The following is a 24,773-nucleotide window of genomic DNA, read 5'->3' as shown; positions in this document are numbered from 1 at the left end:
ACCGCAATGTCGCCGGCATAAAGTCGATCTAGTCCCCAGCCCGCCGAGCCGGGGCCGTCTCGGCGGCCCGAGCGGGCTGGACCGGCTCGGCGAGTTGGGCCGGCTCGGCAGGCGACGGGGCCGGCTCGGCGGGCGACGGGGCCGGCTCGGCGGGCCGCGTCTCGCGACGGCGACGCAGGAGCAGCAGCATCAGCCAGCCGGCGAGCAGCCCCCAGAACGCGCCGCCGACGCCAAGCAGGCTCACCCCGGAGGCGGTGACGACGAAGGTCACCACGGCCGCCTCCCGGGTCGCCGGGTCGGCGACCGCCGCCGACACCGCCCCGGCCAGCGCGGCGAGCAGCGCGAGCCCGGCCACCGCCTCGATCAACACGGGCGGGGAGAGCAGCACCAGGGCGGTGGCGACGCCCGCCCCGAGGCCGAGCAGGGCCAGCCCCACCCCCGCCGTGACCGAGGCGACCCAGCGGCGCTCCGGGTCCGGGTGGGCGTCCGGGCCGGCTGCCAGCGCGGCGGTGATCGCGGCCAGGTTGACCGCGTGTCCACCGGCCGGGGCACCGATCGCGCTGGCCAGGCCGGTGACCCGCAGCGCGGAGCCGAGCGGGGGCCGGTAGCCGTACCCGGTGAGCACCGCCATCCCGGGGACGTTCTGCGCGGCCATGGTGACCAGAAACAGCGGCACTGCCAGCCCGACCACCGCCGGCACCGTCCACTCGGGCGCGGTGAGCACGAACACCGGCCGCAGGCCGTGCGCGCCGATCCCGCCCGGCGTGGTCGTGGCTATGGCGATCGCCGCCGCCAGCAGCGCGGCGGGCACCGCCCAGCGGCGGGCGAAGCGGTGCAGGACCAGCCAGGTGACGACCACCGGCGCGGCCAGCCTCGGCACCTCAACCAGGGCGCGGACCGGCGCGGTGCACAGCGGCAGCAGCACACCGGCCAGCATCCCGGCGGCGATCGGGCCGGGGATCGCGGCCACCGCCCGGCCGAGGGTCGGGAACAGGCCGGCGGCGACGATCAGCGCCCCGCAGACCACGAACGCGCCAACAGCGGCCGGCCAGCCGCCGGGGACCGGACCGGTGGCCACCAGCAGCGCCGCCCCCGGGGTGGACCAGGCGACCGCCATCGGCAGCCGGTGTCGCAGCCCCAGCCACACCGCGCACAGGCCGGACGCGACGCTGACGGCGAGCAGCCCCGAGGCTGCCTGGTGCTCGTCGGCGCCGACGGCGCGCAGCCCGGCGAGCACGACGGTGAACGAGCTGGCGAAGCCGACGAGCGCGGTCACCACACCCGCGAGCACGGGTTGCAGCAGACCGGTCACGGCTCCCCCCTCCTTGCCGTTCCGTTTACGGAACGGAAGCGTGTAGCAGGATAGCGGGATGGAGTCGTTAGCACCAACCCCGGGACCAGCCTGGGAACAGGCAGCCTCGGACGCCGGCGCGGTCGGTGCCCGGGTGCGCGCCCTGCGCGAGGAGCGCGGGATGTCACTGTCCACCCTGGCCCGACTGGCCGGAGTGGGAAAGGCCACCCTCTCCGGCCTGGAGAACGGCACCCGCAACCCCACCCTGGAGACGCTCTACGCCGTCACCGCCCAACTCGGGGTGCCGCTGACCGCCGCACTCTCCGGGCCGGCCGCAACCCCCACGGTGCGCGGGACGGCGGTGAGCGCGACCCTGCTGGAGGTGTTCACCGAGGCCGAGGCGACGTTCGAGCTGTATCGGATGCGGGTCGCACCCGGTGTCGGGCAGCTCTCACCCGCGCACCAGCCCGGGGTCACCGAGCACGTCACCGTCTTCGCCGGGCAGCTCCGGGCCGGGCCGGTGGACGCCCCGTCGACGGCCGGGCCCGGCGGGCACCTGCGCTGGACCTCGGACGTGCCGCACGGCTACGCGGCCGTCGGCGACGAGGAGGTGTGGGCGAGCCTGCTGCTGCGCTACCCCCGCCGCTGACCGGTCGCCGGCACGGACGCCGCAGGACCCCCTCGCCACCGCAGGATCTCGCTCGCGCCACCGCAGGACTCTGTCTCGCGCGCCACAGGATTGTTCTCGCGCCACAGGGCTCTTCCCGCGCGCCGCAAGATTCTTTTCGCGCCGACCCAGGAGCGCGTAGAGACGCCGGGCGGGTCTTCTTGGCAAGCTTGTCGTATGACGCTGATCCTCCGCTCGGCCATCCTCAACGACGTCGGCCTCGTGCGGACCAACAACGAGGATTCCGCCCTCGCCGGTGACCGCCTGATCGCCGTCGCCGACGGAATGGGTGGCCTGCCGGCTGGTGAGGTGGCGAGCGAGATCGTCATCCGCATCCTCGACGAGTTGGACCCGCCCACGACCACCGAGGGGGCCGCCGACGCGCTGCGGGCCGTGGTGAGCACCGCCAACCAGCGCATCCGGGCCGCGATCTCCGTCGACCCGGCGCGCGAGGGCATGGGTACGACGCTCACGGCCGGCCTGCTCGCCACCGACGCCCTGGTCCTCGCCCAGGTCGGTGACTCCCGCTGCTACCTGCTGCGGGACAACGAGCTGACCCAGCTCACCCGGGACGACACGTTCGTCCAAGCGCTGGTCGACCAGGGCGCGCTCTCCCCGGACCAGGCGCGGCACCACCCGCAACGGTCGCTGGTGACCCGGGCCGTCCAGGGCGCCGACACGCCCCCGGCGATCGGCACGCTCACCGTCTTCGCCGGCGACCGGCTGCTGCTGTGCAGCGACGGGCTCTCCGACTACGTCGACGACGCCGCGATAGCCGCGGCCCTGGCCATGAACGGCGACCGCCAGCAGTGCGGCGAGCAACTGGTGAAGCTGGCCCACCAGGCCGGTGCACCGGACAACGTCACCGTCGTCGTCTCCGACGTCACCGCGCTCTGACGCCGCGTCGACGCCGGTGGGCGGCCGGTCCGTTACCCCGCGGGGCGGGTAATCCGGTTGCGGAGGTCGGCGGGGCGGGTTGGGATGGGGGATGACCATCCGGCAGGTAACCACCTCCGAGCGGCTGACCACCTCGTTCCCGCTCCAGGCGTACTGCTTCGAACCGTCGCCGATGCGACCCGAGCGAGCCGAGGACTTCTCCCGCTACCTGCCCTACAACGAGGTCAACCGCACCCTCGTCGCAGAGGAAGCTGGCGAGACGCTCGCCGCGGCGTCGGCCGTGCCGATGCGGCAGAACCCTGCGCGGGGCGGTGCTGCCGATGGCCGGCGTCGCCGGGGTGGTCTCCCACCCGATGGCCCGCCGTCGCGGGCACGTCCGGGCCCTGCTGCACCAACTCCTCGACGACATGCGCGACGAAGGGCACACCCTCACCGCGCTGTACCCGTTCCGCGCCTCGTTCTACGAGCAGTTCGGATACGTGGGCCTGCCCCAGGCCCGGAGGGTCACCTTCACCCCGGCCGATCTGGGCTCGCTGCTCCGCGCCGACCTGCCCGGAGAGCTGACCTGGGAGCGGATCGGCACCGGGTACGCCGGCCACCGCGCCTTCACCGAGCGTTGCCTTGCCGAGCGGCACGGGTTCGCGGTCTTCCCGGAGGTCCGGGCGGTGTGGATGCGCGACGACGACGACCGGTGGCTGATCACCGCCCGCCGGGACGGGGTGCCGGTCGGCGTGCTCACGTACCGGATCGACAACCACGGCGGCGAGCTGGCCGGCGACGACCTGCTGGTCGCCGACCCGTACGCCCGGGCTTTGATCCTGCAGTTCCTCGCCCGGCACGTCGACCAGGTGGACCGAATCAGCCTGCGGGTCGCGGCGGACGAGTTGCCCGAGCTGTGGCTGACCGACCTGGCCGTGCACGTCGAGGCGCGCGTCACCCGACCCGGGTCGCCCGCGCCGATGGCCCGGCTGCTCGCGCTCGACGCACTGGCCGGCCTCCCGGCCGAGCCGGGCCGGGTCCGGGTGGAGCTGGCCGGGGACCGGTGGCTCGCCGGCACCCACCTGCTCGACGGCGAGACGGGCCGGCTGGAGTTGGTCCGCGACGCCACCGCCGGGCCCGTGCCGGCCGCGACGCTCACCGCCGCCGGGCTCTCCGCCCTGGCGTACGGGGTGCTGGACCCGGCGGAGGTCGACATCCGGGGCCTCGGTCGGGTGCCAACGGACGCCGCCGCCGAGCTGCGCCGCCTCTTCCCCCGCCAACTCCCCTACCTGTACGCGGACTTCTGACCCACCGACCTACCGGGGACGGCACGCTATCCGCTGAAGCCTTCGATGCAAACTCTTCAATAGAACTGTTGTCCGGCAACGCTGCCTGGTCGGCTGTGGCGGGCCCTGCCGGACCACCGAGACGGCTCACGTGCCGGATCGGCTGGACTCCTCCCACGCCCTGAACGCGTCGCGGGCACGCACGACCGTCTCCGCGACCGAGAAGGCCTCCTGCCACCCCCGCTCGTCCAGCTCGTCGTAGTGCCAAAAATAGGCGAAGAACCAGCCGTCAACGACCTCGGCGCTCACAGGCCGATCGTGATCGTTGAGCAGCGCGACCAGTTCGTCAGTCAGGAACGAAGAACCCGCCCACGATCGCCGCATCGGGGTCGCCCTGCACGAGCCGCACGACGATGGTGATGAGCATGATGAAGGCCAGGAAGCCGCCCACGAGGCAGCCGATCGCGCTGCTGCCCGCTCCGCTGCGGTGCCGGTGACGTGCCGCGCGGTCTCCTGGCCGAAGTCACTGCGGCGCGCGGCCTCAAGCACCGTGGCTGAATCGGCGGCGGTTGGGGTCGCCTGCTACGGGGCGTAATTGACTATGACCGGGCTCATCCATCACAGGTTAGCGGCCTGATGCGATAGTCGGAGCGGTAGATCAACTACGGCAAAAGATCTCCGCATGCATGCGTACCCGCATCGACGTCCAACACTTCGTGAAGATCCGCTCCCACCTGGCCACCGCCGGAAAGTACGACATCGGGATCCTCAACGCCCTCAATCGCCTCGCCAAAGACCAACCCTGGCTACGGCAACCACCTGAGTAGTCACAGCGGCACTTGCCGAATTGGTCTCCTTGAATCAAGGCGGCCCGAGGCAAGGTCAACTGACCCCGCACTCAGGGCGCGTCCAGAGCGTCAGGGCACCCTCAGGGCGGCAGACGCCGGCCAAGGTTGGCCAAGAACGACCATCGACACCTGGACACGGAACCAGCTCAGAGCCTTGATTATGACTCTGAGCTGGTGGGCGACGGACGAGTCGGCCTATGCGGACTTCTGGCCCGGTTTCGTTGCGCGGGGCACGGGTAACGTCCTGCGAATGCCGGGATGGTCGCAAGCGGGCGGCTGGGGGCTGCTGGCCGGGTCTGCGCTGCTACTCGGGGCGGCGCTGGGCTGGTTCGTGCCCGTCCCGCGCCGGATCATCGCGTCGATCATGGCCTTCGGCGCCGGGGTGCTCCTCTCCGCCGTCTCCTTCGAGCTGATCGCCGAGGCACACGAGCAGGGCGGGCTGCTGCCCACCGCGATCGGGGCGGCTGGCGGCGCGCTCGCGTACACCGGGGCGAACGTCCTGCTGGCCCGGCGGGGCGCGCGGCACCGCAAACGTTCCGGCGCGCAGCCGTCCGAGCAGGAGGCACCTGGCTCGGGGTCGGCGATCGCGGTGGGCGCGCTGCTCGACGGCATCCCCGAGTCGGTGGTGATCGGCGCGAGCCTGCTCAGCGGTGGCGCGGTCAGCGTGGTCACGGTCGTCGCGGTCTTCCTCAGCAACGTGCCGGAGGGCCTCTCCAGCGCGGCCGGGATGCGCCGGGCCGGCCGGCCCAGCCGGTACGTCTTCACGCTCTGGGCAGGGATCGCCCTGGTCAGCGGCCTCGCCGCGCTCGCCGGCTACACGCTGCTGGGCGACGCGCCGCCCGAGGTGCTGGCTTCGATCACCGCCCTGGCGGCCGGCGCGATCCTCGCGATGATCACCGACACCATGGTTCCCGAGTCGTTCGAGGACGCCCACCTGCTGGTCGGCCTGATCACGGTCGCCGGCTTCCTGACCGCCTTCGCGCTCTCCCACGCCTGAGCCGACCCATGTGCCGTCAGGGTCGGTTGGTGTGTGGCCGGTCCCGTCAGGGTCGGTTGGTGTGTGGCCGGGGCGGCCACGACCAGCAGGACCAGGTCGGCGCATCCGTACATCGCTTGCGGGACAGTCAGGGGCGGGGCGAGGTGCGTACCCAGCTCTGCCGCTGCCGGCGGTCCCCGCTGCCCCCGGTCGCGGCCAGGCAGCGCGGGCAGATGTGGCCCACCGCGTCGGCGGCGGTGAGCACGTCGGTCGAGGAGTAGTCGAAGCGGACGTGCGGGAAGCGCCGCAGCCGGGTCCGGCTCAGCGGCAGCCCGCACAGCGTCTGGTTCTGCCCGGGCAGCCAGGCGTGCACCTCGCCACCGGGCTGGCGTACCCCGTCGGGCCCGGTCTCCTCGCTCGACGCCGCCACGGCGGGAGTGCTGCTGATCCTCATGCCCGTCCGATTCCCCGTTCGGCACGTCCTATCCCACCCGCGCGGATCGGACCGCTCGGTTGGCGAGCCGCCGCGTCGCGTCGATTCCGCAACGTGGCCGTCGCGGGCTCCCCGAGCGGGGTGCTCGGCGGGGCTCGCACACCAAGACCCGAAAGCCGACAATAATCACGCAAGGGACGGCGCACAGGCATCGACTCTGGTCGAAGGCCCTCGTGCGCACCCCAACGGCGACCCGCGTCTAGGTCGACGCCGGATTCAAACAGGACCTGGCGCCGCACGGCACCGTGGTGGGCGTCGACGTCGAGATCGTCAAACGCGCCGACACCCGGCCCGGGTTCGCACCGATCCGCAGACGGTGAATCGTCGAGCAGACCTACGGCACGCTGATGCTGCACCGCCACCTCGTGCGCGAGTACGAGAACCGACCGGAATCGGCCGCGTCACCAACGTTGTGGGCGTCGACGGCCATCATCGCGCGTCGGCTGACCAGGACCAGCACATCGTCCTGGCGGCACCGGTGAACCTTCCGACGCTGCTCGACCTAATCGCCGGACGCGAGGCCACCGCAGGTCAGACCGCCGACCGGCTCCTCGAGAAGATCACCACCCTCACCGCCGGACTCGCCCAGATCGAGTGTGAACTGGCCGACCTGAAGCTCGCCCGCACCACCCTGCGCACCCTCGCCGCCGCCGTTTCACCGGCGACGACCCGACCAGGGCGGACCGTGCCGCTGTCCCGACCCCGCTCCAGGAGTCGGTTCTTTCCATAAAGGCGGCCTCCGTTTCGCCCTGGACGTTCAGACAATTCCGTCCCGTTATCCTTCGAATGAAGGAAGTGCCATTGGTTCTGCGTCGAGAGTCGCGGACTCAGCAGCAAGGAGCGGTTTTCTACCCTCCTCTGTGGACGAAGTCGGTGCGTATTTGCTTCTTGACGCATTGATCGGTACCCCAATAGCCTTACGTTGCGCGCCTCGATGGGAGTCGAGAGCTAAAAGTGTTGGCCAGCACCAATTCCGTCTATATCAAAGGAGCTGTAAATGTCACGTGCAACGACGCGTGCCCTGGTCGCGTCCGCATTCGCGGTCGTCGCCGTCAGCGGGGCGCTGCTCACCGGTGTCACCACCGCCAGCGCCGCGGAGAGCAGCACTTCGGCGTCCATCACGCTCGACTGCAGCAGCCAGGTCACGGCGAACGTTAACCTGCACCTCCGTCCGGACCCTTCCAGCCCGATCGGCGGGCAGTTGGAGGCCGGTGCCATCGTGACCGTGGTGCGCACCACCATCGGCGTTGACGGGAAGCTCTGGCTGGAGCTGAACAACGGAATGTACGTGCAGGCGAGCCTGACCACGGACCTGGACTGCGACCTGGACTACTGAGGCACTCCCGTGGCCCGGTGGCGGTCAGGCCTTGTTATGGGATCCCGCCGAGTTCCTGACCACCATCGGATCGTCTGCCCCACCGGTACGCTGAGCTGTCAGCATCGGACCTCCGGCAGATGACAGGCCCTCCAGTGATCTCCCTTCAGCCGCGTCGTTTAGCGGTAGCGCAAGGGTCGCCGGCCAAACGGCAGATCACTGGAGGGTCGCCGCCGGAGCGCGTTACACGCACCCCAGTTTGACACCGATCCACGGTGCCCTTGCCGACCCGCAATCCGGGAGCCCTCCTGCCACACTGTGCGGGCTGGTCGGCGGGCCGAGCGGAAGGGCCGAACCGCATGCAGGATTCCGAACTCGTACGGGTGCGAGAGTCAGCCATCCGGCGTTGTCTCGCAGCGGGCGCCAGTCGGCACGACGCGGAGGACTGCGCGCAGGAGGCTCTCCTGGCCCTGCTGGATAAGCCTGAACTGGCACATGCCAGGAACGCCACTGCCTGGACCTCGACTGTCGCCTACCGGCGTTACGTGGATCTGCTCCGCCGCCGCGGTCGGGAGCAGGTCGCCGCAGCCAGACTTGGTGACGAAGCGGATCGGACCGCGCCGGAGCTCGCCGAAGCCGTCAGTGACCGGGAGTTGGCGAACTGGCTCGTCGGCGAACTGCGACGCTTGCCGGCCACGACCTACCAGGTGTGCGTCGCTACGGGCCGTGGTGCCGACACCGACAGCGTCGCCCAGCGTCTCGGCCTGACGCGCCGTTCTGTCGAGTCGCACCTGACCCGGGCACGGCGGTGGCTACGGGCGGCTTCGCTCGGCTTGTTCGTACCGCCGTGGCTCGTGGCATTCCGACGGCTGGCCAATTCCGCCACACCGGCGACCGCCACCGTCGCCGTGGCCACCGCCACCGTCGCCACCGTCGCACTGGCGCTACTCGCTGTGGAACACGTAACGCCCGAGCCGCCCCGGCCCCCAACCCGCGGGTCGGTCCTCGAACCAGTCGGCCAGACCCGTACACCTGGCACCCCAGCGGCCACATCTCACCGTACGCAGGCGCCGGTGGTCGTACCGACGCCGACGCCGACGCCGGTACCGGCAGTCTCTCCCCGCCCGTCGGAGCTGCCATCGCGCCCCCCACGGCTCGACGGCGTTCCCCGGCCGATCGATGCCACGCTTCCGCCGCTGCCCCTGTTGCCGCAACTACCCGACCCGGGCGTCACGCTTCCCGCCCCCGGGGAACTCCTGCCCGACCTGGATCCACTGCCGAAGCCGCCGATCGTGGTGCCCTCGGTCGCGCCGATTCCGCCGCGTTCCCCCGACCGCCGGTCGGACGCATCATGAATCACCGGCACGATGCTTCGGCTGCCTGCCGTGAAGAATGCCCGTTCACCCTCGCTGCCGGCTGAGGACGATTGGACCTGTTCGGACCGACCTCGCCTTCGGGATTCTTCTCGTGGTGGTGCCATTTGCCCGCCGTCTGGACGTTGAGGGATGCAAGTCACCCCTGAGGAGGAACCAGTGGCCGGATCCCTTCGCAACCTGCGCCCGCTGCCCGAGGTCGTTCACGTGACAGCGGTACGGGGGCCGAGTTCGGTGGGCACAGCCGGGCAGAGGTGTTGCCGCCACGCAGTGGATCGTCCAAAACCCGGCTGTCCTCGTCGCCTCGCTGCGCCGGGAGGACCGGTCGCCTGACCCGGAAGCGATGCGGCGCGCCCCAATGCCCCAGCCGGCTGCGAACGTGCTTCCACTGGTTCGGGGCGAACTGAAGGTCGAAGTGACTCAGCACCAGGTCGAGCTCGCCAACGCCCACACTGGTACTGGGCAGATCTGGTGGCGTGTTGCCTCGCATCGGCACGTGTACCAGCGTGTGACGCGATCGGGCTGCCAGCATCCACAGACCCGTGATGGCGAATGCGGCGTGGCGTCGAGTTCCAGCACGTACCACGGGTTTTTGTCGGCAAGGCCACGCCGGGCAAAGCGTCGGCTGGGCGGATGATTCGGAACTGCCGGGCACCGAGACGCACGTGATGTGCACGGATCTTCAGGTTCATCCCGTGGCGAGTTGGGCGCGGGCGTGCATGAGCGCGAACCCGAGCAGATTCAGGCCGCGCCATTGGGCGGGGTTGCACGTGCGTGGATCCGTCGCGGCCAGGCCGATGCCCCAGATCCGGTCCACCGGGCTGGCCTCGGCCAGTATCCGGTTGCCGGTACGCGCCAGGTACTTCCGAAGCTCAGGGTGCTGGCCGAACTTGGCCACGTTGCCGGCGACGACGAGGTCGAAGCGATGCGCGTCCCAAACAGTCTGGTCGAAGCCCTGAACCTGCCGGCCCAAAGCCTTGACCGCGCCCGGGCTCGGCACCGTCAGCATCCGCGCAGCGGTGGCCTCGTCGCCGAACAGGCGGGCCTTACCGACCATCATGTAGTGCTCGGCCGTGGCGTATCGGACCTCGTTCACAACGAACGGGGCAGGCCACCATTGGCTCAGGCATCCCGGTCCGATGCTGCCGTCGGGTTGTGGTCGGTGTCCCCAGAAGAACAGGTACTTCACCCGAGCGCCTTTAGCGGCCAGCGTGCGCAGTTCGGCCATGCTGCGCGGTTGAAAGGCGATCTGGGACATGTCAGCAGGGTGCCAGAACGCATGTTCACCAGCCACCCCGTTTAACCGTGCACGGCACAGGATCCGTCCCGCCCGCAGGCGGGCGGGACGGGGAGCAGCACGGGGACAGAGGTCAGTAGAAGTGTGCGTGGGAGGTCGCTGGCGGCTCGCCGGCTCGCGCGTAGGCCCGCAGGGACGGCCAGCGCCTTGCAGTGTCTCCGTAGCTCATCGATGGCGGGCAGTCGGGCGGCGATTTTGTACGTGGTCACCGGACGGCCATACGGCTGCTGGATACTTCGTCGGGCATACAGGGAGGCCGTCGCCCTGCTCAGTCCTCGTCAGCAACCAGCAACGCGACCATGACGCCGCCGCCCATGCCGATCACGAGGGCGTCCATGACGTGTCGTCGCGGCAGAGGGCAAGGACTGGGTGCGACTCTGCCGAGAGCAGGCCGATGATCGGCTCGCCGAGCTGTCCCGTCGCACCAGCGGCCTACTCGGCTGAAGGACCGGGCGTTCGGCCCGGGACCTGGCGCTGCTGTTGCCGATGGCATTGGCGATCAGGGTGCCGGTGACGAGGCCCGCCGATCCGAACGCCAGCACCGAGGGCTGGGGTAGATGACTACCGTGCCGTAGTGGCGCGCGTAGTGCAGCCCGGCGTCCCGGTCGGCCTGCTCCTCGGTGAGGAAACCCTCGGCGAGGACGGTGCCCGCACCGCGTCGCCTACTGCCATCCCCGAGCGGGGTGCTCGGCGGGTGCTCGCACACATCAAGACCCGGAATCCGACAATATTCGCGCAAGGAACAACGGCAGGTGGTGATGTTGATATATTTTCCCAGTTCAAACGGTGGGCCGCCTGGGACTCGAACCCAGAACCTAAGGATTAAAAGTCCTCAGCTCTGCCATTGAGCTAACGGCCCGCTGAGCCACAGATTACCCGAATGCCTCCTCCGGGTCGGGTCCGCCTGCGGGAAGCCCTGCGGCCCGGTGCGGCCGACCGTGCTGGAAGTCGCAGACGGGCTCCGGTCCTACGTGACGATCGCCCACAGCGGCTCGCGAGTACCAGCCGGAGGATCTGCGACTGCCTCGCCTCCCTGCGCTGCCCCCGTCCGGGCGATCGTTTGGCAGGTGATGATGATCGCGCTCCGGAAACACCGCAACCACCAGTGGACAGCGCGGTCGTCGTCTCTCTTGCTGGATGATCTGGCGGGAAGCCCCGCCAGGGTCACGATGTGCTGTTGGAGAACTAGTCTAGTACACCAGCCGCAGTTGCCTGATCTGAAGTTTCGGCAGCTCATCGGCATGATCGACGTCAAAGTTGCGTCTCCTGCGTAGCTGCGGATGTCGATGCTATTCGGCGGATCGGTGGCGTGATCGCACCGTCTGTCTGTTGTGGCCGGCCGCAGGGCGGGCAGGCTCCGGTGCTTGTGTTCATCGATGACATCGTGGGCTGGCGGGCGGCTCTGGATGATCTGTTGGCGCGGTTCGCGCACCGGTTCGGGCGGGCGGAGCCGCGCCGGCAGACGCTGAGCTACCTGATCGGGTTGCTGTCGCCGCTGGCGAGCAAGAACGGCTGGCCCTGGCAGAGGCCGCCGGTGACACCACGCCGGACCGGATGCAACGGCTGCTCAACAAGTCCGCGTGGGACCCGGATGCTGTGAAGCGGGTGATCTCGTTGGTCTTGGTGTCGACGTCGGTGCTGGCCAGGACGATGCCGGTGTGCTGATCGGCGGCTGCGAGGACGTGCCGGGCGGCGCTGTCGCGGGTGCGTGAGCCGCGCAGGGTCTTGCCGTCCACGGCGATCGCTCGTCTGGACCCGGGTGCTGGTGCAGGGATCCTGGCGGCGAGCCAGATCCCGATCGCCGTAGTGAGCAGATCCGGGTCGATGGCTTGGAGCAGTCTGCGGATCATCGCTTCGGATGGCCGCCGGTCCGCATCGATGCCCAGCAGCACCGCTACGGTCGGCCGTGCCAGTACCCACGCGATCAGCGCGCTGGTCGCGCGCCCCGGGGAGGCATTGGGCCCCGTGCTCGTCGCGGCGGTGGCCGGATCGACAGCGACGCTCACGCTAGTGTGACGGTGGCTGCCGTCCCGACTACACACGGTCGTACCAGTGACCAGTCTGACCTCGCTGCTGCTCGACTTCTGCACCACGGGCCTCCTCGTCGCTTGGCCCGCCGCCAACCTGGGCGAGGCACTCCGGCCGCTCTGGCTGCTTGCCTTCCCTGTCGGCGTCATCACCATGGCGCCGCTACGGGAGTCGGTTGAGTTCCTCCGGGCAGCGGCACGGTCCGGTCCACCAGCGCCGAAGGGATCGGAGCCGTTACGACAGGTGGCGCCCATACTGCGGCCAGCTCCGGTTGGCCGCCCGGCCGGAGCTGGCCGGCCCGCCCAGCCCGATCGAAGCGGTCGGCCCGCAGCGAACCCAGCAGCACATTGACAGCATCGGACCTGACATGTGCCCGACAGGTCGCACAAGCCCTGATCGACAACCTGCCCTCGAAGTCCGGCGCGGTGCGGTCGTGGCTGGGCTGAGCTCCTAGTGACCTGCGCTGGCGGTTGCTCCACGGTGCTCGTATGTTTCCGACGCCGGACGGATTCACGGCACGGATTCTGGATTTCAACCTCGACATTCCTCCCGTCACTACGTCTCGCTGTAGGCATGGCGCGGAACAGCGCAAACGCGGCCGGACGGCACAGCGGGAATCTGGACTACAGGACTCGACTCGACTACCTCGCGAGGCCGGGGAAGCGTAGTCCGGTTCTGGTGACTTTCAATCCTTAGATTCTGGGTTCGAGTCCCAGGCGACCCGGCCGGGGCCACCGCCGGGGTCACCGGGGCAGGGCGGAGACCGCGCGCGTCAGCAGGTCGCCTAGGAGCACCTCGTCGAGTGGCTCGCCAACAGCGATCATCGAGACCGTGACCAGGGTGTGGTCCACCCGTACGATGGCCTCGGACCAGCGGCCCCGCACCGGTGGGCTGGACGGCGTCGACATGTCGTAGTCCACCCGCCAGGCCTGGTCGCCCAGGGGCAGGGCGGCCCCTGGGCGCACCTCGTACGCCACCTGGAAGCCGGTGGCCGTGGTAACCGTGAACCGAGGGCAATTGACCCGCTTCCGCTCCGCGTCGCGCAGCACCGACTCCGGCACCGCTGTGGCGTACGAGACGACGTCGACCTCCACGGTCGTCGAAGCCAGCCGGCCACCGTTGGTCAGCGTCGACCGCGCCGACGCCCGCTTCCCTGCCTCGAGAGCCCTCCGGTACGCCCCGGTGGCCAGCGGGCGGCACCCCGCCGGGTCGTAGCGGTGCTGAGCCGACGAGTCTTCCTCGTTTTCCGCCGTTTGCTGCCAGCCGGGTGGCACCGCGCGCTCGGCGGCCCGCACTGCGGCGGTCGCCTCGGCGGCGGTCAACGGACGGCCTGGACCGGCCGACCGTGGGGCGACGGAAGCGGACGCCGATGGCCGGGCGGTCGCCACGGCCGCCCCCTCCCCCGAGGCGTACACGCCCTGCGCCGCGAGGCCGCCGGCACTGAGCAGGAGCACCAGCAACGCCGCCGACCAGGCCCGTCGCGCCGCCGAGCCATCCAGTTCCATCCGCGCCGCCAGGCGTCGGGCCAGTTCGGACGCGACGACGACTGCCACACCGGCGAGCAGGGCGGCGAGTGCGCCCTCGACGGCCAGGGTCCGCAGCAACCGCAGCGCCCAGGGCAGGTCGTTGGGTGGGCGGCAAATGGACGAGGCGAACCGGAACGCGGCCAGGCAGCCGCCGAGGGTCTGCGCGCCGAGAATCGCCACCGTGGCCAGCACCGCGACGACCATCGCGCCCAACTGCCCGAGGACCAGCCCGAGGGGGCGACGCCGGGCAGTCAGCCATCCGCCCACCACTGCCTGGACGAGCGTGGCCGCCGCGATCTGGGCGAAGTAGAAGTAACCGGGAAAGTCCGCCGCGCCGGCCCGTTCCGGCGCGAACAGCCGTACCGCCGCCCGTGTGGCGAGCAGCGCGACGGCGAATCCGGCGGCCCCGAGCAGCGCCACCCGCAGCGCCGCACGTATCCCCTCGCCGATCCGCGGGTCATCCGGTGCCGGCACCTCACGAGGCCGCGCCGGATGACCCGGACCGGTGGCGTCGGCTGCGGGCGGTGACCCGGAAGCGGCACGCCACCTGCGCCACCATGGTCGCAGCCCGGCAGCCAGCGGATAGAGCCAGGCCAGCGCCAGGACGGGCACCACCAGCAGCCGCTCGCGGAGGATCTCGACCGGCGGGTAGAAGAGGGTCAGCAGGGCGAACCCCGGCCCCTGCCAGATGCCGACGCCGACGCGGGCCAGGTCGGCGGTGCCGACGCTGTACAGATGACCCACCAGGTAGGGGGCCGCATGCACATCGAACCAGATGCCGATCCACGCGGCGAACGGCACAGCGGTGACAGCGGCACCGGCGGCCCATGCCCACCGGCCGGTCGCACCCCGCGCCGACCAGGACCGGGCGGCAGCGAAGAGGACCCCCGCCTGCGCCAGCATCCCCCCGGTCAGCAGCAGCGCCGCGACGAGGGCCGAACCGGCGTCGTAGCCCCCCATCACCGGCCCCGAGCCGAACGTGACCTGCCCGCTGATCGACGAGGCACCGAGGACGCCCCAGTCACCTGGGACAGTGGACAGCGACATCACGTCACCCACCAGCCAGCCGAGGCTGAACCCGAGGGTCGCGGTGACCAACCGCCGGGTCCGGTCCGCCGGCGGTTCGGGCGACTGCCACGCCCGCCAGGCGACCGCGCCCAGGATTCCGGTCACCACCGGCGCCACGAGCCACGCTGCGGCCTGGGCGCCCGCGGCACCGGTGTGGGGTAGGGCTCGGGCGTAATGGGCCAGGCAGTCAAAGGCAATCATCGTGGTCAGGCCGGCGCCGAACAGCTCGCCGAAGCCGGGCCGGTGCGCGCGCGTCGGGTCGTCGATGGTGGCCAGCCGGGTCGCGGCGGTGGGGTGGACGCCGAACCGGCCGAGCCGCCCGCGCCACCCCGGGGCGGGCCGACGGGCCGCTGCGGCTGCGACGACCCGGCGCAGGTCCGCCCCGGCGCCGAACTCCGCGGCCCGGGCGTCGGCGTACGTCTCCCGGGCGCGCAGCACCGCGTTACGGGCGAGGTACAAAACGCCAACGAAGAGCAACGCGCGCATTGTGCCCTGGGCCGTCGTCACCCCGTAGCCGGCGACGTCCCACCGAAAGTAGTCGTCGAGGATGCCGCTGTCCGGGCTGTCCCACGGCACCTGGCCGGGATCGGTGAGGAGGGTGGGGTACACCGACAGCACCACCAGCGGAACGAGCGCCACCGCGACGAAGGCGCGCCAGAGGGCGACCACCGCGTACGCCAGGCTGACGTCCCGGTTTCGGACGTGGGCCAATTCGTGCAGCACCACGGCGCGGAACAGCCCTGGGTCGGTGATCGACAGTGGCACCAGCCCGGCGTTGAGCCGCACGGCGTACCGACCGGCGCGGCCGAAGGCCAGCCCGCCGGGGGCACCGGCCGCCGGGTCGAGCAGGAACACCGGTGGCCGGTCCAGCCCGGCGACCGTGCTGAGCCGGCCTAGTTCGGCGTGCAGCCGGGGGAAGGCGTCGGCGGTCAGCTCGACGAGCCGCCCCCGACGACGGATCCACCACGGCGTAGCGAGGTACAGCACCGCCGCGAGGGCCAGCAGTACGCTGAGGCCGACGAGCACCCAGACCGCCTGGGGCTGTCCAACCGGTGCCAGGCAGCGGATGATCTCCTGCTGGGCCCGTTCGCCGGCGGCGACGTATGTGTCGAAGTCCGCGTCGGGGGCGGGCAGGGAGTGCTGGTACGCCTCGACGCAGCGAGCGTAGGTGACGCCGGCCACACGCACGTGCTGCGGTACCGAGAGGTACAGGAAGGTGAACGCGTGCGTGCCGCTGCCGAGCACAGCGGCCACGAGTGCGGCGAAGCGCAGCGTCGTGCCGGACACCGCCGGGCGGGCCATCGCCGCGTGCCCGGTCAGCCGTCGGTCTGTAGGGCACCGACGACGGCGTCCGCGATCAGTCGCGCCCGGCCCTCGTCCACCCCGGCCTGCTGGCACCGGGTCAGCACGATCTTCCTCATCCGCTGCGCGTCCAGTGGCGCGCCAGAAGGCGCCGCGTCGGCGTCGTGGGATGCGGAGACGTCCTTCGACTCGGCGGTGAGGGCGTCGCGTGGCCGGGGCGTGACGGCGTCGTCCGGCCCTGAGGCGGGGTCGGCTCGTACCTGGTCTTGCCGCCGGCCGAGGCGGCGGCGGAGCCGGTCGCGCACCTCGACTGCGCTGACCGCCTCTAGGGCGAGGTGGCGGACAACTTCCGCGCTGATTCCCAACACCAGCGGGGTCAGCAGCGCGGCGGCTGCCTCGACCCCGAATCCGAGCATCCGGTCGCGCCCGTCGCCTGGGCCGGTCAGTCGTCGTGGGTCCCGCAGGTACGCCTCACGGACGACGTCGAAGATCTCCCCCTCCTCGGGGGCTACCTGCCGGACCACCCGACGGGCCAGTTCCTCCGCCGCGGCGTCCTCGGCTGACAGCGGTTCCACTTCCCGACGGCTCTCCACGATCCGGATCGTACCGCCGATCATCAGGCCGCAACGGTCACGTTTCCATCTTGGACAACCTGGGTCGCGCAGACGCGCACCCTGACCCAGGATCGGTTCACCAGTCTGGCCGCGAAGCGTCGTGACGCGACGCGACGCGACGCTCGAGCCTGCACCGAAGATTGCAAATCAGCTCGCCGCGTGGAGCGGCTGAAGATCGCCGCCGACGCATAACGGCGGGCAGTCCGGCCAGCGCGCCTGAGCTGTAGGCAGCCGCGCTCGAGTGGACACCTTCGTGGCAACCTTCAATCATGACCTGCGGAAACGTATGGGCAACGGGTCACCGACCAATCAGTTCGGCGTGAGACTGTGCTGCCGTTGCACTTCTGCCCGATGGTTTCAGCCTGCAGCCTGGGGCACCTCGTGGTGTTGGCGCGGCTGTCGCTTCCAGCATCCCGTTCACGGCAGGTCTGCGCAGACAGAAGACGCCCCGTCTCGCCTCGGAAGCGTCGGGCCCGAATATCGGTGAGGCTGACCACCGGTCTTTCGGTAGCCTGCCATCCGTGTCCGGTTCCGATCTCCGCGTTCGCTTCGCACCCTCCCCGACGGGCATGTTCCACGTGGGCAATGCCCGGTCCGTCCTGTTCAACTGGGTGCTGGCCCGACAGTCGCGCGGAACGATGGTGCTGCGGATCGAGGACACGGACGCGGCGCGGAACCGCCCGGAGTGGGGCCAGGGCATCCTCGACGCAATGGAGTGGCTTGGCATCGGCCCGAGTGAGTACGAGGGTCCGCTGTTCCAGTCCGACTACGCCCCGCAGCACCGCGAGGCCATTGACCGGCTTCTCGCCGCCGGGCGCGCCTACTACTGCGACTGCATCCGGGATCAGGTCATCGCGCGGACGGGCAGCGAGCACAAGGGCTACGACGGCTTCTGCCGGGACCGTGGCCAGACCGCCGGGGAAGGTCGCGCGCTGCGCTTCCGTACGCCGGACGGTGGCTCGACCGTGATCGTCGACCTCGTGCGCGGAAAGCCGACCTTCGATAACGCCTTGATCGAGGACTTCGTGATCGCCCGTGGCGACGGGTCGCCGGTGTTCCTGCTGGCGAACGTGGTCGACGACATGGTCATGGGCATCACCCATGTCATCCGGGCGGAGGAGCACCTGCCGAACGCACCCAAGCAGCAACTGCTGTGGGAGGCGCTGGGCGCTGAGCCCCCGGTGTGGGTGCACGCGCCGATCCTGGTCAACGAGAAGCGGCAGAAGCTGTCCAAGCGTCGGGACCGGGTGGCCCTGGAGGACTTCCGCGCCGAGGGGTACCTCGCCGAGGCGATGCGCAACTACCTGATGCTGCTCGGGTGGGCGCCGTCCGGTGACCGCGAGATCCTGCCCTGGGATGACATCGTGGCGGAGTTCCGCCTGGAGGATGTCAACCCCTCGCCGGCGTTCTTCGACGTGAAGAAGCTCCGGGCCTTCAACGGGGACTACATCCGGGCGCTGTCGGTCGAGGCGTTCGTCGAGGCGTGTCAGCCCTGGTTGCGCGCCGAGGCCGCACCATGGCGGCCGGAGGCGTACGACGCCAGCGCGTTCGCTGCGGTCGCCGAACTGGCGCAGACCCGGATCGCGGTGCTCTCCGAGATCGTACCGATGGTCGAACTTCTGTTCCTCGACGAGCCGGTCACCGATGAGGCAGCGTGGGCGAAGGCCATGAAGGCCGATGCCTCGGCGCTGCTGGCCGCCGTGGTCGAGGCGTACGAGACGTGCGAGTGGCGGGCCGGGGTGCTCAAGTCGACGCTGGAGGCGATCGGTGCCGAGCGGGGGCTCAAGCTCGGCAAGGCCCAAGCGCCGGTACGGGTCGCGGTGACCGGCCGCACCGTCGGGCTGCCGCTGTTCGAGTCGATCGAGATCCTCGGACGTGAGCGAACCTTGGCTCGCCTGCGAGCCGCCCTCGACCGCCTGAGCTGACCCCTTTGCGTCCGGCGGATCGATCCGCCGGTCAACCTGGTCGTCGATCGATCCGCTCCCCGAGCATTTCCCCGGCAGATCCGCCTCCCTGCACGAGACGGATCGGAGCGAGATTGGCGTACCTTCATGAATCTTGAAAAATTGCTGGCCGACCGGCTCGCGCAGGCGTTCTCAGCCGTGGCCGGCGGGCCGGTCGACCCGGTCGTGCGGCGGTCGCAGCACGCCGACTACCAGTCCGACGCCGCCCTGTCCCTGGCGCGCCGGCTCGGCCGCCCGCCCCGGGACATCGCCACCGAGATCCTCGGTCAGGCGGAGTTGGCGGACCTCTGCTCGGCCGTGGAGGTGTCCGGCCCGGGGTTCATCAACCTGACGGTCGCTGACCCGGCTCTTGGCGCGCTGCTGTCACCGATGGCCGTCGACGCCCGGCTCGGCGTCGCGGTGAGCGCCGCTCCCCAGACGGTGGTCGTCGACTACTCGGCGCCGAACGTGGCCAAGGAGATGCACGTCGGGCATCTCCGGTCGACCGTCATCGGCGATGCCGCCGTACGGCTGCTGGAGTGGCTCGGGCACCGGGTGATCAAGGCCAACCACCTGGGCGACTGGGGCACCCCCTTCGGGATGCTCATCGAGCACCTGCTCGACCTCGGCGAGTCGGAGGCCGCCCACGAGCTGTCCGTCGGTGACCTGGACTCGTTCTACAAGGCGGCCAGGGTCAAGTTCGACGCCGACGACGCGTTCAAGGAGCGGGCCCGGCGGCGGGTGGTCGCCCTGCAGGGCGGCGACGAGCTGACCTTGCGGTTGTGGCGGCTGCTGGTCGCCGAGTCGGAGAAGTACTTCCTGACCGTCTACGACCAGCTCGGTGTCCTGCTCACCGAGCAGGACTTCTACGGTGAGAGCTACTACAACGACATGCTCGCCCCGGTGACCGACGAACTGGACCGGCTCGGGTTGCTGCGGGACAGCGGTGACGCCGCCTGCGTCTTCCCGGAGGGCTTCACCGGCCGCGACGGGCAGCCGTTGCCGATCATCGTGCGCAAGCGCGACGGCGGATACGGCTACGGTGCCACCGACCTCGCGGCGATCCGCCACCGGACCCGGAATCTCGGCGCGACCCGGCTGCTCTACGTCGTGGGGCTACCGCAGCGTCAGCACTTCGAGATGGTGTACGCGGTCGCCCGGCAGGCCGGGTGGTTGAGCCCGCCAGCGGTGGCCGAGCACATCGGCTTCGGCTCGATCCTCGGCTCGGACGGCAAGATGCTGCGCAGCCGGGCCGGTGGCTCGATCAAGCTCGTCGGACTGCTCGACGAGGCCGTGACCAGGGCCGCCGAACTGGCCCGGCAAAAGAACCCCGACCTGCCCGAGGCGGCCATCGCCGACGTCGCCCGCGCGGTCGGCATCGGCGCCATCAAGTACGCCGACCTGTCCACCGACCGGATCAAGGACTACGTCTTCGACTGGCAACGGATGCTCTCCCTCGACGGCAACACCGCCCCGTACCTGCAGTACGCCCACGCCCGGATCCGGTCCATCTTCCGCCGCGCCGGGCTCGGGCAGATCACCGCAGCATCGATCTCGATCGCGCACCCGGCCGAGCACGCCCTCGCCCTCGAACTGGTCAACTTCGGCACCGTCGTCACCGGCGTCGAGCAGACCCTGGAGTTCCACCGGCTCGCCGGATACCTGCATACCCTCGCCGCCACCTTCAGCGGGTTCTACGAACACTGCCCGGTTCTGCGCGCCGAGGGCGAGGTACGGGCCAGCCGGCTGGCCCTGTGCGACCTCACCGCCCGCATCCTGCACCGCGGCCTGTACCTGCTGGGCATCGCCACCCCGGAACGCATGTAGCCAATCGCCTGCTCAACTACGCCTGCTCGCCCCGACGGCAGGTCTACTCCCGTGCCAGCTGTTCTCAGACCGCTCGAACTTCGGCGAGCCGTTTGACTGCGTACTCGTCGCCCCAGCAGACGGCGGCTTCCCATGCGGCCGACGCTTGCGCGGCGATGTCGTGCGCGCCCTCGTCGAGGCCGGCGGCGTTGCCGGGCAGCACGAGGTCGAGGTCGGGGACGTCGACGTGCGACTCGTCCCAGTCGATCAGCGCGACCTGGTTCGCGGTCATGCGGACGTTGCCGGGGTTGGGGTCGCCGTGGACAACGCATGTCTGACGTCCGGTGAGCCGCGCCCACGCTGCTCGGCATCGGGCAACGCCCTCCGGGGGCATCGCGCCCAGGTCGATTTTCGTCCCGGTCTCGGCGTGCAGGAGGTCGGTTGACGATCGCCAACCTGGGCGCTGCGGCCAGCCCTGCGTCAACCGATGCAGCTCGCGGAGCGTTCCGGCCACGCGACGCCAGTCGGCCTGCGTCTCGGGTGGCCCACCATCCACGTAGGTCATCACCATCAGACCGTCAACGAACAGCCGGCCGTCCATGGTCGGGATCGGCACCGGCACGGTCAGACCTTCACGGTCGAGGTGTTGGAGGAGCTCGGTCTCCCACGCGAGATCAGCGTCGCTCCTGGCACCGAGACGACCGACCGCGAGGTGTCCGTTGACGCGCACGCTCCACACGTCGTTGGCGACTCCGCCAACGAGCGGTTCGACGCGAGCGACGTCTTCACCCCACTGCCCGAGTGCCTCCCACCCCACTTGCCACATCTTACGGGGTTCCGAACATCACTGTTCTCGGCAGATCCGGATGCCGTCCTGACCAGGGGAGGCGGTGGTGAGCTTGTTGGCGTGCGCTCATCGGCGGCAGGCGCTCATGGGGTGGGCGGTTGTCCCCCGGCCGCCCACCCGCGGTGCCCGGCTCAGCGGCCAGCCAGCTCCTTGACACGCGCCGCCGGCTCCACGTGGACGGGGTGCGGCGTGGTACGCCGGCCGGACCAGAGCACCCGGGCGACGATCCCCGGCGCGAAGAGCCCCGGCGGTGGCGTCATCAGGTTGGCGACGCTCAGGAAGCGCCGCCCCACGACCGGGTGCCGCGCGGCGGCGGCGTGCAGCCGGGTGACGTACCCGTTGAGGAAGCGGGTCCGGCGGCTGCGCGGCCCGACGACCGTCGGGTGGCGCAGGTCGGCGCCGACGGCCATGTCCCACGGCACGTCGACCACCTTCGCCGCGCCGGCGAAGAAGCGGCGGGGCAGCTCCTTCCGGCCCTGCCGGAGGCAGTCGCGCAGCACCATCGCCTCCGCCGCGGCCACCGTCATGCCCTGCCCGTACGCCGGGTTGAAGCTGCACATCGCGTCGGCGACCGCGATGAAGCCCTCCGGCAGGCGGGCGAGGTGCTCGTAGCGGCGGCGCACGCTGGTGGGCAGCCGCATCCGCTTCGGGGGACCGAGCGGCTCCGCCCGGCTCAGCAGCGCGTGCAGCTCCGGGGCGGGCAGCCACGCGGTGAAGGCGAGGTAACCCTCGGGGTCGGTCGGTGGGGCCTGGTCCGGGCCGACGCCGAGCAGCGTGACCATCCACCGGTCGCCCTCCGCGGCAATGGCCACCCCGCCGCGCGGGGCGTCCGGCGAGGGGCTGCTGACGAAGGCGGCGAAGTCGGCGTCGCCCGGGGTGCGGCGGTAGTCGCGGGAGACGTACACCGTGCGAGGGTCCACCCGGTCCTCGACGGGCGGCTGGTAGCCGAGTTCGGCGAGCCAGGTCGGGCCGCGGTTGCCCCGGCCGGTCGCGTCCACCACCAGGTCGGCGTCGTGGCGTTCCTCCCGGCCGCCCCGGGGCAGGACCCGCGCGCCGACGACCGCGCCACCGTCGGCGAGCAGCCCCAACGCCTCGCACCTGTCCCGGATCTCCACGTTGGGCAGCGCCCGGACCCGGTCCCGGACGTACGCCTCCAAGGCGCGACGGCTGACGCAGAGCCCCTCCAGTCCAGAGGCGACCCGGGGAATTCGGTGGCCGTCGTTGACCCAGAGGCAGTCCCGCTGGAGGTCGATGGCGACCGCCCCCTGGCTGGTCAGGTCGGCGGTCAGGCCGGGGAAGAACTCCTCCAGGATCTGGCGGCCCCGGGCGAGCAACCCGTGCGAGTGCCCGCTCTGCGGCACACCCTTGCGGTCGACGACCTCCGCCGGCAGCTCGTCCCGGTCGAAGACGGTCACCTTTTCGTACGACTCGCTCAGCACCCGCGCGGCGAGCAGGCCGCCGATGCTGCCGCCGAGGATGATCGCCTGCCCGGTCTGATTGGTGGTGGCCACGGCTGACTCCGTTTCACTGAATGGATGTCTACAGTGAGCGACACGGCATGCCCGTGGGCAAAGCGAATTGGTGGACGGCTAGCTGACAGTAATTTTCCCGTCAGCGGTTCCGCCACTTCCCGATCTGCATGCTGATCGACTACAGTCGCTATACCCCCTGGTCAAGACGCATCTCGGGGCGTTGCGCTAACGTAGCGGGTGATGATCTGTGGGGCGAGTCACTGCGCGGACGCGGTGTTGCCGTCGCCCCAGACGGTCCAGCCGCGGCATTCCTATCCGGGCCGGTCAACGAGCAGCATGTCGGCGTCCCGGTCATGCGCGGGATGGTGCCGGTTTTCTGCTCGACGTCGTGGTTGCAAATGGTGATGGCATCGCCATCACGGCCGAGCAAATGGTGATGGCATCGCCATCACGGCGAGAACCGTCCACGCTTTGCCCCGCGGCGGCTGGGTGGCCAGCTGTGGCACAGCCGGATGCGCGCGCCCCGCAGGGCTCGTCGAGTCGCGGGCCTCCGCCCAGTCTGCGCCCAGCCCCAACGCTGCGGCGATGCGTCTCGACAAGCCAGAGAAACTGCTCGGGACCTGGAACGAATCGGTCGACCGACGACTGATCGGGCTGGCCGAGAAGAACACCGGCTACGGCGACAGGGTTCATGGATCAGCAGTCGTCAGACAGCACCAGCGCTGCGGGCGCAGCCGCGCTCAAGAAGATCGTGACCGAGTCGGTCAACGAGTACCTGGCCCCGATCAGGGCACGCCGGACCGAGTTCGGGCAGGACCGCACCTACCTCCGCGAGACGCTGCGCGAGGGCAACGAGCGCGCGCGAGCGGTGGCCGATGCCACTCTCGCCGAGGTGCGGGCCGCCATGAACACCTACTACTGACGCCGGCCGACTCGGCGGGCCGGTGCGGGTGTCGGGTGCGCAAGTGCAAGCCACGTACGCCGCCCGGTGCCCGCCGACCCGCCGCCTCAGCTCCCGGCCGTGGGGTCGAAGAGGGAATCCGGCGGACCGGCGGTGACCGGCTCGGCATGGTGCGTCGGCGGCGGGAGCTGCCGCGCCGGGCGGCGGGAGTGCAGCCGTACGCCGGCCTCCCCGCGCCGTGCGGTGACGGTGAGGGTGACCATGCGGACCGGCTCCGGCGGTGCGGCGAAGCCACGGGAGCCCCACCGGACCCAGATCGGCACCCGCCCGGCGTCGGCTTCGGCGAGAAGCTTCTCGACCGTACGGCGTCGGTCGGTGTGGTCGACCTCGATCACCACGGGCGGCGCGGCGGGCCGGGCGCAGGCCACGTCGACGACCGATCGCTGCCCGGACATCGGCGGCGGCAACGGCACGACGCTGGCCGCCCGCCGGTAGACCCGCCAGCCGCACGCCGCACCCCAGTCGGCGATCGTGTCGGCGAGCAGCCCGGTGACCTGCTCGGTGGTGAGGTCGACGAAGGCGAGGGTGGCGAGCCGGTCGGACAGGGCCGTGGCCAGGCGCGCTCCGTCGTCCGGGTAGGTCACGGCCCGGGTCGCTCCCGCCCCTGCGTGGCCGGCAGCCGGCCCGTCCGTCGTCGGCATGCGCGGATCACTCCTAGGAGGCCATCCCGTACCCCGGGGACAACGAGAGCATCGCCATCATCTATTACTCCGACGCCAGCAAGACCGTCTACTCCACCTGGAACCGGACCACCTGCCCCACGGACTGTAATGGGTGTCGCCGG

General features: G+C 70.7%; 21 protein-coding genes, 1 tRNA gene and 1 pseudogene. 12 read left to right on the top strand and 11 right to left on the bottom strand.

The features are described 5' to 3' along the window. Positions 1–28: 28 nt before the first annotated feature. Entirely contained in the window at positions 29–1,312 is a 1,284-nt protein-coding gene (locus MCAG_RS16150) for a benzoate/H(+) symporter BenE family transporter (RefSeq protein WP_036373693.1), read from the bottom strand. 58 nt (positions 1,313–1,370) lie between these two features. On the opposite strand from MCAG_RS16150, the gene MCAG_RS16145 reads away from it, so the two are divergent. From MCAG_RS16145 to eis, 3 genes are all read left to right on the top strand, one after another. After that, the gene (locus MCAG_RS16145) at positions 1,371–1,940 is read left to right on the top strand and encodes a helix-turn-helix domain-containing protein (RefSeq protein WP_007074053.1); all 570 of its coding nucleotides are present in this window, start codon (positions 1,371–1,373) and stop codon (positions 1,938–1,940) included. A gap of 195 nt (positions 1,941–2,135) precedes the next feature. Then, positions 2,136–2,855: a PP2C family serine/threonine-protein phosphatase gene (locus MCAG_RS16140; RefSeq protein WP_007074051.1), complete on the top strand. Its 720-nt coding sequence runs from the start codon at positions 2,136–2,138 to the stop codon at positions 2,853–2,855. 320 nt (positions 2,856–3,175) lie between these two features. Beyond that, positions 3,176–4,141 carry an enhanced intracellular survival protein Eis gene (eis, locus tag MCAG_RS16135; protein WP_232290196.1) on the top strand — a complete coding sequence of 322 codons (966 nt, stop codon included), beginning with the start codon at positions 3,176–3,178 and terminating at the stop codon, positions 4,139–4,141. Between the two features lie 126 nt (positions 4,142–4,267). On the opposite strand, the gene MCAG_RS32620 is transcribed toward eis, so the two are convergent. After that, complete coding sequence (locus MCAG_RS32620) at positions 4,268–4,429, bottom strand: hypothetical protein (protein WP_157548099.1); 162 nt, start codon at positions 4,427–4,429, stop codon at positions 4,268–4,270. A 377-nt stretch (positions 4,430–4,806) separates the two neighbouring features. Here MCAG_RS32620 and MCAG_RS32615 point away from each other — a divergent pair, with 377 nt between their 5' ends. Next, entirely contained in the window at positions 4,807–4,947 is a 141-nt protein-coding gene (locus MCAG_RS32615; RefSeq protein WP_157548097.1) for a hypothetical protein, read from the top strand. Between the two features lie 271 nt (positions 4,948–5,218). After that, a complete protein-coding gene (locus MCAG_RS16130) occupies positions 5,219–5,965 on the top strand; it encodes a ZIP family metal transporter (protein WP_036373690.1) in 747 nt (248 codons plus the stop codon). A 127-nt stretch (positions 5,966–6,092) separates the two neighbouring features. Here MCAG_RS16130 and MCAG_RS16125 read toward each other — a convergent pair whose 3' ends face one another. Then, on the bottom strand, positions 6,093–6,398 hold the full coding sequence (locus tag MCAG_RS16125) for a hypothetical protein (RefSeq protein WP_007074048.1): 306 nt from the start codon (positions 6,396–6,398) through the stop codon (positions 6,093–6,095). 212 nt (positions 6,399–6,610) lie between these two features. Between MCAG_RS16125 and MCAG_RS36270 the strand changes: the two are divergent. The 4 genes and pseudogenes from MCAG_RS36270 to MCAG_RS30915 form a co-directional block, all read left to right on the top strand. Next, positions 6,611–6,919 (top strand): annotated as a pseudogene (locus MCAG_RS36270) (IS5/IS1182 family transposase); the annotation flags it as partial. Continuing rightward, positions 6,916–7,167, top strand: coding sequence for a hypothetical protein (locus tag MCAG_RS30920; protein ID WP_232290195.1), 252 nt, complete (start codon positions 6,916–6,918; stop codon positions 7,165–7,167). The pseudogene MCAG_RS36270 and the gene MCAG_RS30920, both read left to right, overlap by 4 nt. 267 nt (positions 7,168–7,434) lie before the next feature. Then, on the top strand, positions 7,435–7,773 hold the full coding sequence (locus tag MCAG_RS16115) for a hypothetical protein (protein WP_007074046.1): 339 nt from the start codon (positions 7,435–7,437) through the stop codon (positions 7,771–7,773). A gap of 338 nt (positions 7,774–8,111) precedes the next feature. After that, positions 8,112–9,107 (top strand): RNA polymerase sigma factor, encoded by a 996-nt coding sequence (locus MCAG_RS30915; RefSeq protein WP_007074045.1) that lies wholly within the window; start codon positions 8,112–8,114, stop codon positions 9,105–9,107. 706 nt (positions 9,108–9,813) lie between these two features. Here the strand turns inward: MCAG_RS30915 and MCAG_RS16105 are convergent. The 5 genes from MCAG_RS16105 to MCAG_RS16085 form a co-directional block, all read right to left on the bottom strand. After that, on the bottom strand, positions 9,814–10,383 hold the full coding sequence (locus tag MCAG_RS16105; RefSeq protein ID WP_036373685.1) for an NADAR family protein: 570 nt from the start codon (positions 10,381–10,383) through the stop codon (positions 9,814–9,816). Between the two features lie 826 nt (positions 10,384–11,209). Next, positions 11,210–11,281 (bottom strand) — tRNA-Lys (locus tag MCAG_RS16100). A gap of 511 nt (positions 11,282–11,792) precedes the next feature. Beyond that, the gene (locus MCAG_RS34880) at positions 11,793–12,428 is read right to left on the bottom strand and encodes a hypothetical protein (protein WP_232290194.1); all 636 of its coding nucleotides are present in this window, start codon (positions 12,426–12,428) and stop codon (positions 11,793–11,795) included. Between the two features lie 765 nt (positions 12,429–13,193). Continuing rightward, positions 13,194–16,346: a M48 family metalloprotease gene (locus MCAG_RS16090; protein ID WP_036373680.1), complete on the bottom strand. Its 3,153-nt coding sequence runs from the start codon at positions 16,344–16,346 to the stop codon at positions 13,194–13,196. Positions 16,347–16,360: 14 nt separating this feature from the next. Beyond that, positions 16,361–16,939: a hypothetical protein gene (locus MCAG_RS16085; protein WP_157548093.1), complete on the bottom strand. Its 579-nt coding sequence runs from the start codon at positions 16,937–16,939 to the stop codon at positions 16,361–16,363. 542 nt (positions 16,940–17,481) lie between these two features. On the opposite strand from MCAG_RS16085, the gene gltX reads away from it, so the two are divergent. Together gltX and argS are read left to right on the top strand one after the other, a co-directional pair. Then, positions 17,482–18,885 carry a glutamate--tRNA ligase gene (gene gltX / locus MCAG_RS16080; RefSeq protein ID WP_083802289.1) on the top strand — a complete coding sequence of 468 codons (1,404 nt, stop codon included), beginning with the start codon at positions 17,482–17,484 and terminating at the stop codon, positions 18,883–18,885. A 126-nt stretch (positions 18,886–19,011) separates the two neighbouring features. Continuing rightward, positions 19,012–20,730, top strand: coding sequence for an arginine--tRNA ligase (argS, locus tag MCAG_RS16075; protein WP_007074039.1), 1,719 nt, complete (start codon positions 19,012–19,014; stop codon positions 20,728–20,730). A 64-nt stretch (positions 20,731–20,794) separates the two neighbouring features. On the opposite strand, the gene MCAG_RS16070 is transcribed toward argS, so the two are convergent. Then, the gene (locus tag MCAG_RS16070; RefSeq protein ID WP_232290193.1) at positions 20,795–21,535 is read right to left on the bottom strand and encodes a phosphotransferase; all 741 of its coding nucleotides are present in this window, start codon (positions 21,533–21,535) and stop codon (positions 20,795–20,797) included. 152 nt (positions 21,536–21,687) lie between these two features. Next, positions 21,688–23,067 (bottom strand): NAD(P)/FAD-dependent oxidoreductase, encoded by a 1,380-nt coding sequence (locus MCAG_RS16065; RefSeq protein WP_007074037.1) that lies wholly within the window; start codon positions 23,065–23,067, stop codon positions 21,688–21,690. Positions 23,068–23,719: 652 nt separating this feature from the next. Between MCAG_RS16065 and MCAG_RS16060 the strand changes: the two genes are divergently transcribed. After that, positions 23,720–23,950 (top strand): hypothetical protein, encoded by a 231-nt coding sequence (locus MCAG_RS16060; RefSeq protein WP_007074036.1) that lies wholly within the window; start codon positions 23,720–23,722, stop codon positions 23,948–23,950. A gap of 86 nt (positions 23,951–24,036) precedes the next feature. On the opposite strand, the gene MCAG_RS16055 is transcribed toward MCAG_RS16060, so the two are convergent. Further along, positions 24,037–24,630: a hypothetical protein gene (locus MCAG_RS16055; RefSeq protein ID WP_007074035.1), complete on the bottom strand. Its 594-nt coding sequence runs from the start codon at positions 24,628–24,630 to the stop codon at positions 24,037–24,039. Between the last annotated feature and the right edge of the window lie 143 nt (positions 24,631–24,773).

It is taken from the genome of Micromonospora sp. ATCC 39149 (assembly GCF_000158815.1).
In the GTDB taxonomy this organism is placed as follows: Bacteria; Actinomycetota; Actinomycetes; order Mycobacteriales; family Micromonosporaceae; genus Micromonospora.
Note: the sequence above shows the minus strand (reverse complement) of the source record. Positions and strands in the feature narration are given on the sequence as shown.

Bases quoted from the DNA above. Each gene is read 5' to 3' on its own strand.
- MCAG_RS16060 (WP_007074036.1), top strand. From the start codon at position 23,720: ATGGATCAGCAGTCGTCAGACAGCACCAGCGCTGCGGGCGCAGCCGCG.
- MCAG_RS16140 (WP_007074051.1), top strand. From the start codon at position 2,136: ATGACGCTGATCCTCCGCTCGGCCATCCTCAACGACGTCGGCCTCGTG.
- eis (WP_232290196.1), top strand. From the start codon at position 3,176: ATGGCCGGCGTCGCCGGGGTGGTCTCCCACCCGATGGCCCGCCGTCGC.
- MCAG_RS16055 (WP_007074035.1), bottom strand. From the start codon at position 24,630: ATGCCGACGACGGACGGGCCGGCTGCCGGCCACGCAGGGGCGGGAGCG.
- MCAG_RS16125 (WP_007074048.1), bottom strand. From the start codon at position 6,398: ATGAGGATCAGCAGCACTCCCGCCGTGGCGGCGTCGAGCGAGGAGACC.
- MCAG_RS16090 (WP_036373680.1), bottom strand. From the start codon at position 16,346: ATGGCCCGCCCGGCGGTGTCCGGCACGACGCTGCGCTTCGCCGCACTC.
- MCAG_RS30915 (WP_007074045.1), top strand. From the start codon at position 8,112: ATGCAGGATTCCGAACTCGTACGGGTGCGAGAGTCAGCCATCCGGCGT.
- MCAG_RS16070 (WP_232290193.1), bottom strand. From the start codon at position 21,535: ATGTGGCAAGTGGGGTGGGAGGCACTCGGGCAGTGGGGTGAAGACGTC.
- MCAG_RS16145 (WP_007074053.1), top strand. From the start codon at position 1,371: ATGGAGTCGTTAGCACCAACCCCGGGACCAGCCTGGGAACAGGCAGCC.
- MCAG_RS16130 (WP_036373690.1), top strand. From the start codon at position 5,219: ATGCCGGGATGGTCGCAAGCGGGCGGCTGGGGGCTGCTGGCCGGGTCT.
- MCAG_RS16115 (WP_007074046.1), top strand. From the start codon at position 7,435: ATGTCACGTGCAACGACGCGTGCCCTGGTCGCGTCCGCATTCGCGGTC.
- MCAG_RS16105 (WP_036373685.1), bottom strand. From the start codon at position 10,383: ATGTCCCAGATCGCCTTTCAACCGCGCAGCATGGCCGAACTGCGCACG.
- argS (WP_007074039.1), top strand. From the start codon at position 19,012: ATGAATCTTGAAAAATTGCTGGCCGACCGGCTCGCGCAGGCGTTCTCA.
- MCAG_RS32615 (WP_157548097.1), top strand. From the start codon at position 4,807: ATGCGTACCCGCATCGACGTCCAACACTTCGTGAAGATCCGCTCCCAC.